The organism is Pseudomonas sp. AKS31 (assembly GCF_023634765.1).
Classification (GTDB): Bacteria; Pseudomonadota; Gammaproteobacteria; order Pseudomonadales; family Pseudomonadaceae; genus Aquipseudomonas.
This window is the reverse complement of the sequence record NZ_JAMLFX010000001.1, coordinates 745,872-760,367: the sequence shown is the minus strand read 5'-3', so window position 1 is coordinate 760,367 and position 14,496 is coordinate 745,872. Positions and strand designations below refer to the sequence as shown.

13 protein-coding genes and 1 tRNA gene are annotated in these 14,496 nt (G+C 59.5%); 11 read left to right on the top strand and 3 right to left on the bottom strand.

What is annotated here, in order from left to right:
* The first annotated feature begins 169 nt into the window (after window positions 1-169).
* The 8 genes from uca (at window position 170) to M9827_RS03365 (ending at window position 10,184) form a co-directional block, all read left to right on the top strand.
* On the top strand, window positions 170-3,802 hold the full coding sequence (uca, locus tag M9827_RS03400; RefSeq protein ID WP_250603480.1) for an urea carboxylase: 3,633 nt from the start codon (window positions 170-172) through the stop codon (window positions 3,800-3,802).
* 24 nt (window positions 3,803-3,826) lie between these two features.
* A complete protein-coding gene (gene atzF, locus M9827_RS03395; protein WP_250603478.1) occupies window positions 3,827-5,599 on the top strand; it encodes an allophanate hydrolase in 1,773 nt (590 codons plus the stop codon).
* Window positions 5,600-5,881: 282 nt separating this feature from the next.
* Window positions 5,882-7,369, top strand: a complete 1,488-nt coding sequence (locus M9827_RS03390; RefSeq protein WP_250603476.1) for a sensor domain-containing diguanylate cyclase — start codon at window positions 5,882-5,884, stop codon at window positions 7,367-7,369.
* A complete protein-coding gene (locus M9827_RS03385; RefSeq protein ID WP_250603474.1) occupies window positions 7,362-7,592 on the top strand; it encodes a cysteine-rich CWC family protein in 231 nt (76 codons plus the stop codon). Before M9827_RS03390 ends, M9827_RS03385 begins: the two co-directional genes overlap by 8 nt.
* A 33-nt stretch (window positions 7,593-7,625) precedes the next feature.
* Complete coding sequence (locus tag M9827_RS03380; RefSeq protein ID WP_250603472.1) at window positions 7,626-8,318, top strand: pseudouridine synthase; 693 nt, start codon at window positions 7,626-7,628, stop codon at window positions 8,316-8,318.
* Window positions 8,319-8,634: 316 nt separating this feature from the next.
* Window positions 8,635-9,519, top strand: coding sequence for an alpha/beta fold hydrolase (locus M9827_RS03375; protein ID WP_250603470.1), 885 nt, complete (start codon window positions 8,635-8,637; stop codon window positions 9,517-9,519).
* Window positions 9,520-9,677: 158 nt separating this feature from the next.
* Window positions 9,678-9,751, top strand: a tRNA-Gly gene (locus M9827_RS03370).
* 250 nt (window positions 9,752-10,001) lie between these two features.
* Complete coding sequence (locus M9827_RS03365) at window positions 10,002-10,184, top strand: hypothetical protein (protein ID WP_250603468.1); 183 nt, start codon at window positions 10,002-10,004, stop codon at window positions 10,182-10,184.
* Between the two features lie 19 nt (window positions 10,185-10,203).
* On the opposite strand, the gene M9827_RS03360 is transcribed toward M9827_RS03365, so the two are convergent.
* On the bottom strand, window positions 10,204-10,722 hold the full coding sequence (locus M9827_RS03360) for a BRCT domain-containing protein (protein WP_250603466.1): 519 nt from the start codon (window positions 10,720-10,722) through the stop codon (window positions 10,204-10,206).
* Between the two features lie 365 nt (window positions 10,723-11,087).
* Here M9827_RS03360 and M9827_RS03355 point away from each other — a divergent pair, with 365 nt between their 5' ends.
* Both M9827_RS03355 and M9827_RS03350 read left to right on the top strand, forming a co-directional pair.
* Window positions 11,088-11,267: a type II toxin-antitoxin system HicA family toxin gene (locus M9827_RS03355; protein ID WP_095049193.1), complete on the top strand. Its 180-nt coding sequence runs from the start codon at window positions 11,088-11,090 to the stop codon at window positions 11,265-11,267.
* Window positions 11,268-11,303: 36 nt separating this feature from the next.
* A complete protein-coding gene (locus M9827_RS03350) occupies window positions 11,304-11,711 on the top strand; it encodes a type II toxin-antitoxin system HicB family antitoxin (protein ID WP_102900240.1) in 408 nt (135 codons plus the stop codon).
* A 71-nt stretch (window positions 11,712-11,782) separates the two neighbouring features.
* On the opposite strand, the gene M9827_RS03345 is transcribed toward M9827_RS03350, so the two are convergent.
* Entirely contained in the window at window positions 11,783-12,142 is a 360-nt protein-coding gene (locus tag M9827_RS03345) for a DUF6124 family protein (protein WP_250603464.1), read from the bottom strand.
* Window positions 12,143-12,716: 574 nt separating this feature from the next.
* Between M9827_RS03345 and M9827_RS03340 the strand changes: the two genes are divergently transcribed.
* The gene (locus M9827_RS03340) at window positions 12,717-13,445 is read left to right on the top strand and encodes a class I SAM-dependent methyltransferase (RefSeq protein ID WP_250603463.1); all 729 of its coding nucleotides are present in this window, start codon (window positions 12,717-12,719) and stop codon (window positions 13,443-13,445) included.
* A 160-nt stretch (window positions 13,446-13,605) separates the two neighbouring features.
* Here M9827_RS03340 and tam read toward each other — a convergent pair whose 3' ends face one another.
* Window positions 13,606-14,376: a trans-aconitate 2-methyltransferase gene (tam, locus tag M9827_RS03335; protein ID WP_250603461.1), complete on the bottom strand. Its 771-nt coding sequence runs from the start codon at window positions 14,374-14,376 to the stop codon at window positions 13,606-13,608.
* Between the last annotated feature and the right edge of the window lie 120 nt (window positions 14,377-14,496).

The window sequence follows — 14,496 nt, the reverse complement described above, 5'->3', positions numbered from 1 at the left end:
CGGTGTGTCAGTCACCATTGATGTTGGAAGTGCTGACGTCATCGCTGGCAAGCCAGCTCCCACAGGGAATTTCAGGTGGTTTGAAGTCAATGTGGTTTTTCATCCGGGACGGCCCGGATGTCTGTCGAAAAACGGCGGGACGGCCCGCTTCCCCTTCAGGGGTTATGCCATGTTCGAAAAAGTCCTCATCGCCAACCGTGGCGCCATCGCCTGCCGCATCCTGCGCACCCTCGCTTCACTGCAGGTCAAAGGCGTGGCGGTGTATTCCGAAGCCGACGCCGCCAGCCTGCATATTCTGCACGCCGATGAAGCCCACAGCCTCGGCGAAGGCGCCGCCGCCGGCACCTATCTGGCGGTCGACAAGATCCTCGCCATCGCCAAGCAAAGCGGCGCCATGGCGATCCATCCCGGTTACGGGTTTCTCTCGGAAAACGCCGCGTTCGCCGAAGCCTGCGAAGCGCACGACATCGCCTTCATCGGCCCGACGCCGGAACAACTGCGGGTGTTCGGCCTCAAGCACACCGCCCGTGCGCTGGCCAAACAGCACGGCGTGCCCATGCTCGAAGGCAGCGAACTGCTCGACAGCCTCGACGCCGCGCTGATTGCCGGCGAACAAGTCGGCTACCCGGTCATGCTGAAAAGCACCGCCGGCGGTGGCGGCATCGGTATGCGCGTGTGCCGCAGCGCCAGCGAATTGAGCGAATCCTTCGAAGCGGTGAAACGCCTCGGTCAGAACAACTTCAGCGACGCCGGCGTGTTCATCGAGAAGTACATCCAGCGCGCCCGGCACCTGGAAGTGCAGGTGTTCGGCGACGGTCGCGGTGAGGTCATCGCCCTGGGCGTGCGCGACTGCTCGGTGCAGCGGCGCAATCAGAAAGTCCTCGAAGAAACCCCGGCGCCGAACCTGCCCGACGGCATGGCCGAAGCGCTTTGTGCGGCGGCGATCAAACTGGCGAAAGCCGTGAACTACCGCAGCGCCGGCACCGTGGAATTCGTCTTCGACAGCGAAGCGCAGCGTTTCTATTTTCTTGAAGTGAACACGCGTTTACAGGTCGAGCATGGCGTCACCGAACAGGTCTGGGGTGTCGATCTGGTGCGCTGGATGGTTGAGTTGGCGGCGGGTGATTTGCCGCCGCTGAGCGAGTTGTATCGCCAGTTGAAACCTGAAGGCCACGCAATTCAGGCACGGCTGTACGCGGAAGATCCGGGCCGTGATTTCCAGCCGAGTCCGGGTTTGCTGACGGCAGTGGAATTCCCGCCGGCCAACGGCATTCAACTGCGTATCGATACCTGGATCGAGGCCGGTTGCGAGATCCCGCCGTACTTCGACCCGATGATTGCCAAAGTCATCACTTGGGCGCCGAACCGCGAACAGGCGCGTGCCGAGTTGCATCAAGCATTGGGCGATAGTTTGTTGTACGGCGTGGAAACCAACCGCGATTACCTGCGGCAGATTCTCCTCGACACGCCGTTCGCCAGCGGTGAGCCGTGGACGCGTTGCCTGGAGCATCTGGTCTATCGCGCCAACACCTTCGAAGTGCTCAGCGCCGGCACGCAAACCAGCGTGCAGGACTATCCCGGTCGCCTCGGTTACTGGGCGGTCGGTGTACCGCCGTCGGGGCCGATGGACAGTCGCGCGCTGCGTCTGGGTAATCGTCTGCTCGGCAATGCTGAAGGCGCGGCGGCGCTGGAAATCACCATGAGCGGGCCACTGTTGCGCTTCAATTGTGAGGCGGTGGTCGCGGTGACGGGTGCACCGATTGCCCTGACGCTTGAGGGTGAAAGCGTGCCGATGAACACCGCCCTGCTGATCCCGGCGGGCGCAACGTTGCATCTGGGCAGCATCAGCGGCGCCGGTGTACGCAGTTATCTGTGCCTGCGCGGCGGCTTGCAGGTGCCGGATTATCTGGGCAGCAAAAGCACCTTCACCCTCGGCCAGTTTGGTGGGCACGGTGGTCGGGCGTTGCGCGCCGGTGATGTGTTGCATATCCCTGCGCTGAAGGACCGCAGTGCTGGTGAGCAACTGGCCGAGCAGCACATCACCGCGTTGCCGGCGGTGCGGCAGATCCGGGTGATTTACGGCCCGCACGCGGCACCGGAATACTTCACTGAAAACTACATCGGCACGTTCTTTGAAACCCAGTGGGAAGTGCATTTCAACTCCAGCCGCACTGGCGTCCGGCTGATCGGGCCGAAGCCGGAATGGGTGCGCGCCGACGGCGGCGAGGCCGGGTTGCATCCGTCGAACATTCACGACAATCCGTATGCCATCGGCGCCGTCGATTTCACCGGTGACATGCCGGTGATCCTCGGCCCGGATGGCCCGAGCCTTGGCGGGTTTGTCTGCCCGGTGACGGTGATCGAGGCGGATCTGTGGCAACTGGGGCAGCTCAAGGCGGGCGATAAAATCCAGTTCATTCCCGTCGACCTCAAGACCGCCCGGGATCTTGCCTGTCAATGGGATAACTGTGGGAGCTGGCTTGCCAGCGATGGGGCCCGTCCAGACACCGCATTAACTTCATCGCTGGCAAGCCAGCTCCCACAGGATCTTGTGTCGCCTGTGGTGCTGGCGTTGGGTCAGGGTGATATGCGACTTGTCGGGCGGGTTTCCGGCGACACCCATTTACTGCTGGAAATCGGCGAGCCTGAACTCAATCTTGTTCTGCGCTTCCGCGCCCACGCCCTCATGCAGGCACTGGAAAGCAAAACCCTGCACGGCGTGATCGACCTCACCCCCGGCATTCGCTCGCTGCAGATCCACTACCAGCCCGAGCAACTGCCGCTGGCCGATCTGCTCGGCTTCATCGCCGGCGAGTGGGACGCGGTGTGCGCCGCCAACGACCTGCAAGTGCCGTCGCGCATCGTGCATTTGCCGCTGTCGTGGGACGACCCGGCCTGCCAGTTGGCCATCGAAAAATACATGACCACCGTGCGCAAGGACGCGCCGTGGTGCCCGAGCAATCTGGAGTTCATCCGCCGCATCAACGACCTACCCAATCTCGACGAAGTACAGCGCACGGTGTTCGACGCGAGCTATCTGGTGATGGGCCTTGGCGACGTTTACCTCGGTGCGCCGGTGGCCACGCCGCTCGATCCGCGTCATCGCCTGGTCACGACCAAATACAACCCGGCACGCACCTGGACCGCCGAGAATTCGGTGGGCATCGGCGGCGCCTACATGTGCGTGTACGGCATGGAAGGCCCCGGCGGTTATCAGTTTGTCGGGCGTACCCTGCAGATGTGGAATCGCTACCGCGAAGTCGCCGCGTTCGATGGCAAACCGTGGTTGCTGCGCTTCTTCGACCAGATCCGTTTCTACCCGGTCAGCGCCGACGAACTGCTGCGCATCCGCCGCGATTTTCCGCTGGGGCGCTTCGATCTCAACATCGAACACAGCCAGCTCAACCTTGCCGATTATCAGGCTTTTCTCAATCGTGAAGCCAAAGGCATCAGTGCCTTTCGTGCCCAGCAACAGGGCGCGTTCAATGCCGAGCGCGAACGCTGGATCGCCAGCGGTCAGGCGCATTTCGACAGCGAAGAAGCCGTCCCGGAATCGACCGAGGAGGCGCCACTGGCCGACAGTGAACACAGCATCGACAGCCACATCGCCGGCAATCTCTGGCAGGTGCAGGTCGAGGCCGGTAGCCGTGTCGCGGCGGGTGACGTGCTGGTGATTCTCGAGTCGATGAAGATGGAAATCCCGGTACTCGCGCCGATGGCCGGGGTGGTGCGCGAGATTCGCGTGCAGCCCGGTTCGGCGGTGCGCGCCGGACAACGGGTCGTGGTACTGGCACTCGACTGAAGCCAATTGGATAAGGATCAACTCATGAATCTGCAACTCGATGTTCTGCGCCAGATCTATCGCAATGGCGACACCACACCGCGTCAACTGCTGCTGAAACTGCGCGAAAAAGCCGCCGCGCTGAACCCGGATTATCACCTGTTCATCCACCTGCTCAGCGTCGCCGAGCTGGAGCCCTACCTTGCCACCCTCGACGGTCGCGACCTCGACAACCTGCCGCTGTTCGGCGTGCCGTTTGCGATCAAGGACAACATTGATCTGGCGGGCATCCCGACCACCGCCGCGTGCCCGGACTTTGCTTATGTGCCGGAGCGCTCGGCGACCATCGTCGAGCAACTGATAGCGTTGGGGGCAATTCCGCTGGGCAAGACCAATCTCGATCAATTCGCCACGGGCCTCAACGGCAGCCGCTCGCCTTATGGCGCGTGCCCGAACAGCGTGTTGAGCGAGTATCCGTCCGGCGGATCCAGCGCCGGGTCGTCGCTGGTGGTGGCATTGGGCGTGGCAAGTTTTGCCCTGGGCACCGACACCGCAGGCTCCGGCCGGGTGCCGGCGGCGCTGAACAATCTGGTCGGGTTGAAGGCGAGCAAAGGGCTGATTTCCACAGCTGGCGTGCTGCCGGCGTGTCGCACGCTGGACTGCGTGACCACGTTCACCGCAACGGCGCGTGAGGCCAGTCAGTTGCTGGCACTGACCGCCAGGCTTGATCCTCGCGACGAATACAGCCGCCGCAATCCATCGTGGAATGACGGCTCGGCGTTTGGTGCGCCACGCCCATTTCGTTTCGGTGTGCCGCGCGCGCAGGACCTTGAGTTCTTCGGCTGCGTCGAAGGCCCGCTGTTGTTCGGCGATGCCATCGACCGGCTCAAGGCTTTGGGTGGCGAAGCGGTCGAACTGGATCTGTCGCCTTTCCTTGAAGCCGCGCGCCTGCTTTACGAGGGGCCTTGGGTCGCCGAGCGCTACAGCGTGGCGGGCGAGTTGATGGAGAAAAATCCCGAGGCCGTTTTGCCGGTGATCCGCGCCGTGCTGGCCAAGGCTCCGGCGGTGACCGGCGTGCAGACCTTCCGCGCGCAGTATCGGCTGCAAGCCCTGAAAGCCCTGTGCGATCAGGCCCTCGAAGGCCTCGACTGCGTACTCACCCCGACCATCGGCCGCCCGGTGACCCTCGCCGAACTGCACGCCGAACCGGTGCTGCGCAACTCCGAACTGGGTTACTACACCAACTTCATGAACCTGCTCGACTACACCGCCGTCGCCGTGCCGAGCGCGTTTATGGCCAGCGGTTTGCCGTGGGGCGTGACGCTGTTTGGCCGGGCGTTCACCGATCAATATCTGCTGAGCGTGGCCGATGCGCTGCAGCGTCAACAGGATTTCGATCTGCCGATACCGGCGAACGTAGCGCGCCATGATCGCGCACGCATCGTGGTGTGTGGCGCGCATCTGCAAGGGTTGGCGTTGAACTGGCAACTGACCCAGCGGGGTGGGAGATTGCTGGAGACCACGTTCAGTTCGCCGGACTATCAACTGCACGCGTTGGCCGGCGGCCCGCCGCTGCGTCCGGGGATGGTGCGGGTCAAGGACGGCGGCGTGGCGATTGCGGTGGAGGTGTGGGAACTGCCGAGCAGTGAGTTGGGCTCGTTCCTGACCGGGATTCCGGCACCGCTGGGACTGGGCAAGGTGCAACTGGCGGATGGACGTTGGGAGAGCGGGTTTATTTGTGAGCCGTATGGTCTGGAAGGGGCGCTGGACATCAGCCATTTGGGGGGATGGCGGGCGTATCTTGAAACTCGGAGCTGATCCGGAAACCAGCCCTCACCCTAGCCCTCTACCAGAGGGAGAGGGGACTGACCGAGGTGTCTTTAAGATAGTTGTCATTCGGTGATACCGAGCCGAACACAATTTTTGAAATCACCACAATCTAGCTCCCTCTCCCTCCGGGAGAGGGCTGGGGTGAGGGAGCTATCCTTCTGACACACCCTCTGCGTCATATTCCCCGCCATTTCAGGCATAAATCCCGCAGTCTTTTACCGCCCATCCCACTAGAATGCATGCCATCGGGCCACTGCTAACGGATCTGCCATGCCGCTTCGTTCTCCCCTGTACTCGCAACGCTCGCTGGTCCTGACGCTGATCGCCCTGCTCGGCGCCGGGTTCCTCGCCACATCGTTGCTGAGTTACTACGCCTCCCGCGCGTCGATCCGCGACAACATCGTCAACACCGAACTGCCGCTGACGTCCGACACGGTCTACTCGGAAATCCAGAAAGACCTGGTCCGGCCGATCCTGATTTCCTCGATGATGTCCCGCGACACCTTCATGCGCGACTGGGTGGTCAATGGCGAGCAGAATCCCGAGCAGATGACCCGCTACCTCGACGAGGTCATGAGCCATTACGGCGCCTACACCGCGTTCTTCGTTTCCGACAGCACCCACACCTACTATCACGCCAAAGGCGTGCTCAAGCAGGTCAAGGTCGATGAGCCGCGTGACGCCTGGTACTTCCGCGTGCGCGACATGAAGGATCCGTACGAGATCAACGTCGACCCGGATCTGGCCAACAAGGACAACCTGACCTTCTTCATCAACTACAAGGTTTACGACTACCACAACCGCTTCATCGGCGCGGCAGGTGTCGGCCTGACCGTGGACGCGGTGATCAAGCTGATCGACAAATATCAACAGCGCTATCAACGCAGCGTGTACTTCGTCGACACCTTCGGCCGACTGGTGTTGACTGGCGCTGATGGCGGCCCGGAGGGCGCGCACAGCGGCCAGAGCCTCGGCGAACTCGAAAGCATGAAAAGCCTGGTCAGCCAGTTGCCCAAACCGCACAGCGGCAGCTACGAATATTCCACCCAGGGCCAAGGGCACTTCCTCAACGTAAGATTTATCCCGGAGCTGAACTGGTATCTGTTCGTCGATAAACGCGAAGACGGCGCGCTGAGTGAAATCCGCCAGTCGCTGTACCTGAATCTGCTGATCTGCCTGCTGGTGACGCTGATTGTCCTGGCGCTGCTCAACCGCGTGATCAAGCGCTATCAAAGCAAAATCCAGGCGCAGGCCATTCTCGACAGCCTCACCGAACTGCCCAACCGCCGAGGCTTCGACATTCTCGCCGTGCAGGCCCTGCACGAAGCGCAACGCGAGACCAAACCACTCACGGCGTTGCTGCTCGACCTCGATCACTTCAAGGCGTTGAACGACACCTACGGGCACATGGCCGGCGATCAGGTGTTGATCGGTTTTGCCCGCGACCTGCAAAGTTGCCTGCGCCACGCTGACATTGTCTGCCGTTGGGGCGGTGAGGAATTTATCGTTCTACTGAAGGACACCGACGGTGACACCGGTCAGAAAATTGCCGAGAAGATCCGCCAACACGTCGAACAACACGAATATGCCTACAACGGCCACCACCTCAATCTGACGGTGAGCATCGGCGCCACCACCCTGCAACGCGACGACACCTTGCACACCCTGCTATCGCGGGCCGATCATGCGATGTACCGAGCCAAACAAACCGGCCGCAATCGCACCTGCGTGGAAATGCCTCACTCGACTTATGCCTGATTCCGACGTTAAACCCGACCTTTGCCCGGCCTGCGGCGCCCGCAACGACTGCAGCCTAGCCGACCCGCGCACCGCCGACCGCGAATGCTGGTGCTATGGCGTTAGCATCGACCCGGCCGTGCTTGAAGCGCTGCCGCCAGAACTGCGCGACCGATCCTGCCTGTGCCCGCGTTGCGCGCAGGTCGAGGCGCAACTGCAAGCGGCCAAACGGCCGATCCCGTAAGATGCGCGCCCCGCCACTCATCGAACACTGAACATGCGCGTCGACCGTTTCCTCAGCAACCTGCCCCGCTACAACCGTCAGCAGGTTCGCCTGTTGCTGGTGGAAAAGCGCGTGCGGATTGACGGAAAAATCGTCAGCGATCCGCACAGCGAAGTGCTGGAATTCAGCCGTGTCGAAGTCGATGACGAAATCCTGCAAAGCGGCAAAGCGGCACGCTATTTCATGCTGCACAAACCGCCGGGCTGCGTCAGCGCCACCCGCGATCCGCAACATCCGACCGTGCTCGACCTGATCGATGAGCCGGACACGGACGACCTGCACATCGCCGGACGCCTGGACTTCAACACCACCGGCCTGATGCTGATCACCAACGACGGCGCGTGGTCGCGGCGCCTGACCCAGCCGCAGACCAAGCTGCCGAAGGTCTATTACGTCGAGACCGAGCAGGAGATTGGCGCGCACTATGCGAGCACCTTTGCCGAGGGGATCTACTTCGCCTTCGAAGACCTGACCACGCAGCCGGCGCAATTGGAGCTCCTTGGGCCACGGTCGGCGCGGCTGAGCATCGTCGAGGGCCGCTATCATCAGGTGAAGCGCATGTTTGGTTTCTTCAACAACAAAGTCCTGCGCCTGCACCGCGAATCGATGGGCCCGCTGCGGCTCGATAACGCGCTAAAACCGGGCGAGTACCGCGCTTTGCGCACCGAAGAGATTCATTTGTTCTAAGCCGGCGACCGCTCAGCAGAAGTTGTCGAACAATTCACCAACGGCACTTGCGCGATCCCGACTCCCCTGCTTGAATCAGGACGTCGGCCAGATTGTGACCGATGAGTCACAACATACATCCAAGAAACTTTTTGTCGGTAGAGAGCCTTCAAGGCTCCGCCTCAGCCGGCAGACTGCCCGCCAATAACAACACCCGTCGACCGCAGTCATGGATCGACATGGGCCAAGCAAATTCCAGGCGTATGCCTACCTGTCACAAAGCTCGTGCAATCTCTATTTGCGCGCATACCCGCTTGCTTGCCAGGAGTCTTATGACATGAGGCCAGAAATCGCTGTGCTGGATATACAGGGTCAGTATCGGGTTTACACGGAGTTCTATCGCGCAGACGCCGCAGAAAAGACCATCATCCTGGTCAACGGCTCGATGGCCACGACTGCGTCGTTTGCACAGACCGTGAAAAACCTGCACCCGCAATTCAACGTGGTTTGCTACGACCAGCCCTACGCGGGCCGGTCAAAAGCCCACAACCGCCATGAGAAACATCTGACGAAGGACGTCGAAGGGCAGATTCTGCTCGAGCTGATCGACCACTTCGCCGCCGAACACGTGCTGTCGTTCTCCTGGGGCGGCGCCGCGACCCTGGTCGCCCTCGCCCACCAGCCACGGCGCATCGAGCGGGCGGTGATCAGCTCGTTCTCGCCAGTGATCAACGCGCACATGCTCGATTACCTCGAACGCGGCGTCGACTACCTTGGCCAGCGCGACGGCGACCGCGTCGGCCATCTGGTCAACAACACCATCGGCAAACACCTGCCGTCGTTGTTCAAACGCTTCAACTATCGCCACGTCAGCAGCCTCGCCGAGCACGAATACGGGCAGATGCACTTCCACATCAGCGACGTGCTGCACAGCGATCGCCAGTGCTATCTGAATGCGGCGAAAAAGATCAACGTGCCAGTGCTGTTTCTAAACGGCGAATGGGACGAATACACCGCTGCCGAAGACGCACGCCTGTTCGGCAACCACGTGGCCCAGAGCACGTTCACCACGCTGCAGGCCACCGGGCACTTCCTCGACATGGAACACAAGGCTGCCTGCCGCGATAGCCAGAACGCCTTGCTCGGCTTTCTGAAACCGGTACAGCCGACCAGCCGAACGCGTTACTCGTTTGTTCAGGATCAACATGCACTGGCTATTTGAAAGGGCGTCGTCGCGAGCGAGGCTGCCGGGCTGGGATTTTGCTTTTCTCACCGCAGTGCTCGCCCGCGATTGACCGTTTTCAGCGATTTAAAGCGTTCATGAGTAAAAGAAAAACTTCAAATCCGTGGCCGAGTCTGGTACAAAGTCAGCCGCTCTGAGCGGGTATAGTTTAATGGTAGAACAGTAGCTTCCCAAGCTTCCGACGAGGGTTCGATTCCCTCTACCCGCTCCACTCGAATTTTGGTCTCACGTTGTGTTTTTTGACGGGGGATGCATGAATAGAAAAACCGGCCTATAGGGCCGGTTTTTTTGTGGCTGGGATTTGAGGTTGGCCACTTGGGCGCAGAACCATTCAGAAACATACCGCAGGTTGAAGATGCACCCTCCACCTGTACGCTTTTGTTCTCTCTAACGACAATCCTTGAGAAGTATGCGAGGCACGAAATGATGCCCATGCCTGGGATCAATGACGGAGCAATTCCATGACAATCGGATTCAAAGAGGAGTACGCAAGCCCATTCGCGGACTTCATCCGTAATGCGAAATCGCACGAAAAAAAGCGCGTTTACCGTGAAGTGCTGACCGAAGCTACCAAGAAGCAGAATGAGGTGATGCTGGCTGCACGCATCACGCATTCGGCGGATGGCGCAGGTTTCAATGCGTAAGCTGATCGAAGTGATGACTTCAAGGGATTTCTCCCGTTGTGATCAGATTAGAGAATTGCTCTGAGTTGATGATGAAAGCTCCAGCCTCAAGCGCCTTGGAAACTTTGGTTGGCCCCGCATTTTCGCCATAACAAAGAAACGTCAGCGTCTTGCCTGCCGTACTCATGACCTTCAACCCATATTCCACTGCTTTTTGCTCCAGCTCAGCCCGTTGTGCAGCTGCGAACCCAGTGAAAAGAATTTGATTGATCCTACCCGGTGACATTTTCGGATGAGGCGTTTGCGAAGCGGCTTCTGAAGCAACGAGCGCCGGTCGCTTTCGATCGTGCTGAAGCCTCGGAGAAGGAGGAGCGGCCTCGTTTAAGAGCAGCTCAGCCCCAAGCAATACTTCGATGATGCGATCCTTGCGATAGGTTTTAGGAAAGGTATCGCTGTCCGATCGTCCTTGAATGTAAACCGAATTCTCTGACCATTGAATCAACTCCCGCTGACTTAAGTCGCCCTTTGCATCTCTATAGCTGAATTTTAGAGTCGACATCCGTTTCACTCCCTTCTGACGATCACATGGCCAAATTCCATGCATTACTACGCTGGCTTTATCGAGAGGTGATTTCCTTTCAACAGGCTCGTTGAGTGTCCATGACCTTCGCCCATTAGAGTTCAACGTTAGCAGCCCGAGAGTGACGTCAGAAAAAGATGTGTTCCATTATTTTGCAGCGAAAGATCGCCACATGAACATTAGCAAAACCCGGTAACACACCCACCTCACCATCGCGTCTGCCTTACCTAGACTGCGGTAAGCGACCCCGCCCGTCAGCGGAAGACGACCGACCGGTGGTTATAGTATTGATCATATTAATTCAATGGGTATAGTACCCACCAAGCACACCACAGGGAGGTGTTGTGAATAGCCGTTTTTTAATCGGCCAACTCGTCGCAGACGGTTGGTATCTGGTAAGGATCAAAGGAAGTCACCATCACTTCAAGCATCCGACCAAACCAGGACTGGTCACCGTGCCACATCCGAAAAAGGATCTGCTGAAAAAAACGGCCATCAGTATTTTGCAGCAGGCGCTGCTTTGACCCTCTGAGTCATTTGCGCCATGGAGGACAACGAATATGCTCTACCCGATTGCGATTTCAATTGGCGATGACCAACACGCCTGGGGTGTAGAAGTCCCGGACATTCCTGGATGCTTTTCCGCCGGAGAGGATCTGGACGATGCCGTCGCCATGGCTCGCGAAGCCATCGAAGGTCATTTCGAGATTCTCGCGGACGACGACGCCCCCATTCCAGCGGCCAGCAAACTGAGCCTGCACGTGGCCAACCCGAAATACGCCGGTTGTGCATGGGCCGTGGTGGATATCGATGTGCTCAAGTATTTGGGCAAAGCCCAAAAGCTCAACATCACCCTACCGGGGCACTTGCTCAACCGCATTGACGAGTATGTGTTGCATCACCCGGAAGAGAAAAGCCGTTCCGGATTTCTGGCTTCGGCAGCGCTGAAGGTGTTGCAGCAGGGTTAAATCCTGAACTTTGGAAACCGGCCTAACGGCCGGTTTTTTTATATCTGTCAGATATCGACTCTACGCGGCAACTAAGCCGGCACAACCTTATCCAGGGCCTGATTCACCGCCAATTCCCCCAGCATGACGACCTGCGCGATGCCGAGTGCAGTCTTGCGGTGTGAGGTGTCCAGCAACGCGGCGAAGTTGTTGAGCATGGTGGTGGCCGAGCCGAGTGTTTCGCTGGCGTTGGCCAATAGGGATTCGGTGTCGTAGGTGGGGTTGGCGAGGTACATCGGTTCGGGTTCGCGGGTGGAACCCATGATCTGCGCGGTCGGGCTGAGGTAGTGGTCGAGGGCGCGTTCGGCGGCTTCGTGGAATTTCTTGGAATTGGGTGATTCGTAGGGGGATGCCGGATCGGTTTCCGGCGGATTTGGCGTTACTTTGAACATTGGATTGAGACCTTTTAGTAAGGCCGCACCGATCTCGCTACTAAACGGATGGGTGGCAGCTGTGCGCAAGTTAGTAGACCGGACCCCAATCCAAATCCGGCGCACCCGAGGGCGCCATGCGCACAGCCACCATCAGGTGCAAGCATTCGCCTGACTGAGTGGTACTCATGCAGCTATTTAGATTGAGGATGCCGGGCTACTAAACCCGATCACTGGAAATCAGTGACGCGAACCAAGTTACCGACCGCCTCCCAAGCGCACAAGCCGGCGGATTCTGGCGTAGCGGTAGGCAACGGCGCAAGGATTTGTAGGCTTCAGGAAGTAACACTGCAGGCCTTTAAACACCCCACTCGGAATGCGTTTATGCAGCGATAACACATGGCGTTTTTCCCGACATTACAGATCCACAACACGCCACCGGTTTTCACCTCCCGCCCAACCGACTAGCATTTCTCCATCGACCACCACCACCCTCCCCCTGCGCGGCCATCGACGAATACGCGCCATCATTTTCGAGGGATTCCAATCGCGGCCACTTTGCCGCTGACGACCGAACTCAAAAGAGCCCTTCACCATGACGCAAAACATTTACGACGATCCCGAGTTTTTTCAGGGCTACAGCCAGATGAACCGCTCAATCGGCGGCCTCGACGCGGCGCCGGAGTGGCCGGCGATCCAGGCATTGCTGCCATCCATGCACGGTTTGAACGTGGTGGATCTGGGCTGCGGTTATGGCTGGTTCAGCCGTTGGGCCATCGAGCATGGCGCGGCCAGTGTGTTGGCGCTGGATGTCTCAGAGAAGATGCTGGAGCGTGCGCGGGCAACCACGACGGCGGCGAACATTCGTTATGAGCGCGCCGATCTGGAACAGCTCAACTTGCCCGCCTGCAGTTTTGATCTGGCTTACAGTTCACTGGCGCTGCATTACATCAAGGATTTTCCGGGGCTGTTTGCGCACCTGTATGCGGCGCTGAAACCGGGTTCGCATTTGGTGTTTTCCATCGAGCATCCGATTTTTATGGCGCCGCGTCATCCGGGCTGGTTGATTGACGCTGAAGGCAACAAGCGTTGGCCGCTGGACAGCTATCAGTTGGAGGGTGAGCGGGTTACGAACTGGCTGGCTGAGGGCGTGATCAAGCAGCATCGTACGGTGGGGACGTTGCTCAATTCGCTGATCGATGCGGGGTTCACGATTCGACATGTCAATGAATGGGGGCCGAGCGATGCTGAAGTGGCGGCGCAACCAGCGCTGGCGGAAGAGCGGGAGCGGCCGATGATGATGCTTGTGGCAGTGCAACGCTGAGCCCTCACCCTAACCCTCTCCCAGAGGGAGAGGGGACTGACCGCAGTGCCAGTACGAGCTACGCCGACGTGCGAAATCGAGTCGAACTCAGGTTTTGGAAGCGACACCAATCGGCTCCCTCTCCCTCGGGAGAGGGCTGGGGTGAGGGGGCCAATTTATTTCAGCGCGTCGCAACGATAAATAACCGTGGAAATGGCAACAGCACCGAGCCATCCGCCAATGCCGGATAAGCCTTCCCAACCTCCACCAGATACTGCTCCAGGTACTGCGCCTTTTCCGCCTCGGTCAGCGGACTCAAAAACGGAATCAACCCGCTCCCCTTGAACCACTCCACCACCCCCGCCGCCCCGCCAGACAGCTGATGGTGATAGGTGGTGCGCCATATATCGACCCGCGCGCAGTGTGGCCGCAGCATCGAGAAATAATCGTTGGCACTCGCCATGTCGGTACGCTGCCCCGCAGCGCCGCCAAGCTTGCTCGCCCACGGACCATTCGCGGCGACTTCGCGCATCAAACGGTGGGAAGGTTCATTAAGGTTATCCGGCATCTGAATCGCCAGGCTGCCACCCGCCGACAACTTGCTGACCAACGCCGGCAGCAACGTCGCGTGATCCGGCACCCACTGCAGCACCGCATTGGCGAAGATCACCTCGAACGGCCCGGCATCGGCCCACTTATCAATCTCGGCCACCTCGAACCGCAGATCCGGCAAGCGCTTGCGTGCGGCATCGATCATGTCCGCCGAGCTGTCCAGCCCGCTGACCTTCGCACCGGGAAAACGCTGTACCAGCAATTCCGTGGAGTTACCGGGACCGCAACCGATATCGACCACTGTTCGCGCTTCAGCCGTGGGAATCGCCGCCAGCAGATCGCGGGCCGGGCGGGTGCGTTCATCTTCGAAAGCGACGTATTGTTTGGCGGACCAACTCATTGCGTTCTCCTGTCGTGGGCATTTCAGCGGTTCGTCACGATACCGCTAACTGGCGTGTCTGCCTGCCCTACCAACGTCAGATGACGTTGGCGGATTTGTAATCAGAATTTTCCACCAGCC

Excerpts from the sequence above, each read along its gene's own strand:
- uca (WP_250603480.1), top strand. The coding sequence starts at position 170 with ATGTTCGAAAAAGTCCTCATCGCCAACCGTGGCGCCATCGCCTGCCGC.
- atzF (WP_250603478.1), top strand. The coding sequence starts at position 3,827 with ATGAATCTGCAACTCGATGTTCTGCGCCAGATCTATCGCAATGGCGAC.
- M9827_RS03390 (WP_250603476.1), top strand. The coding sequence starts at position 5,882 with ATGCCGCTTCGTTCTCCCCTGTACTCGCAACGCTCGCTGGTCCTGACG.
- M9827_RS03385 (WP_250603474.1), top strand. The coding sequence starts at position 7,362 with ATGCCTGATTCCGACGTTAAACCCGACCTTTGCCCGGCCTGCGGCGCC.
- M9827_RS03380 (WP_250603472.1), top strand. The coding sequence starts at position 7,626 with ATGCGCGTCGACCGTTTCCTCAGCAACCTGCCCCGCTACAACCGTCAG.
- M9827_RS03375 (WP_250603470.1), top strand. The coding sequence starts at position 8,635 with ATGAGGCCAGAAATCGCTGTGCTGGATATACAGGGTCAGTATCGGGTT.
- M9827_RS03365 (WP_250603468.1), top strand. The coding sequence starts at position 10,002 with ATGACAATCGGATTCAAAGAGGAGTACGCAAGCCCATTCGCGGACTTC.
- M9827_RS03360 (WP_250603466.1), bottom strand. The coding sequence starts at position 10,722 with ATGTCGACTCTAAAATTCAGCTATAGAGATGCAAAGGGCGACTTAAGT.
- M9827_RS03350 (WP_102900240.1), top strand. The coding sequence starts at position 11,304 with ATGCTCTACCCGATTGCGATTTCAATTGGCGATGACCAACACGCCTGG.
- M9827_RS03345 (WP_250603464.1), bottom strand. The coding sequence starts at position 12,142 with ATGTTCAAAGTAACGCCAAATCCGCCGGAAACCGATCCGGCATCCCCC.
- M9827_RS03340 (WP_250603463.1), top strand. The coding sequence starts at position 12,717 with ATGACGCAAAACATTTACGACGATCCCGAGTTTTTTCAGGGCTACAGC.
- tam (WP_250603461.1), bottom strand. The coding sequence starts at position 14,376 with ATGAGTTGGTCCGCCAAACAATACGTCGCTTTCGAAGATGAACGCACC.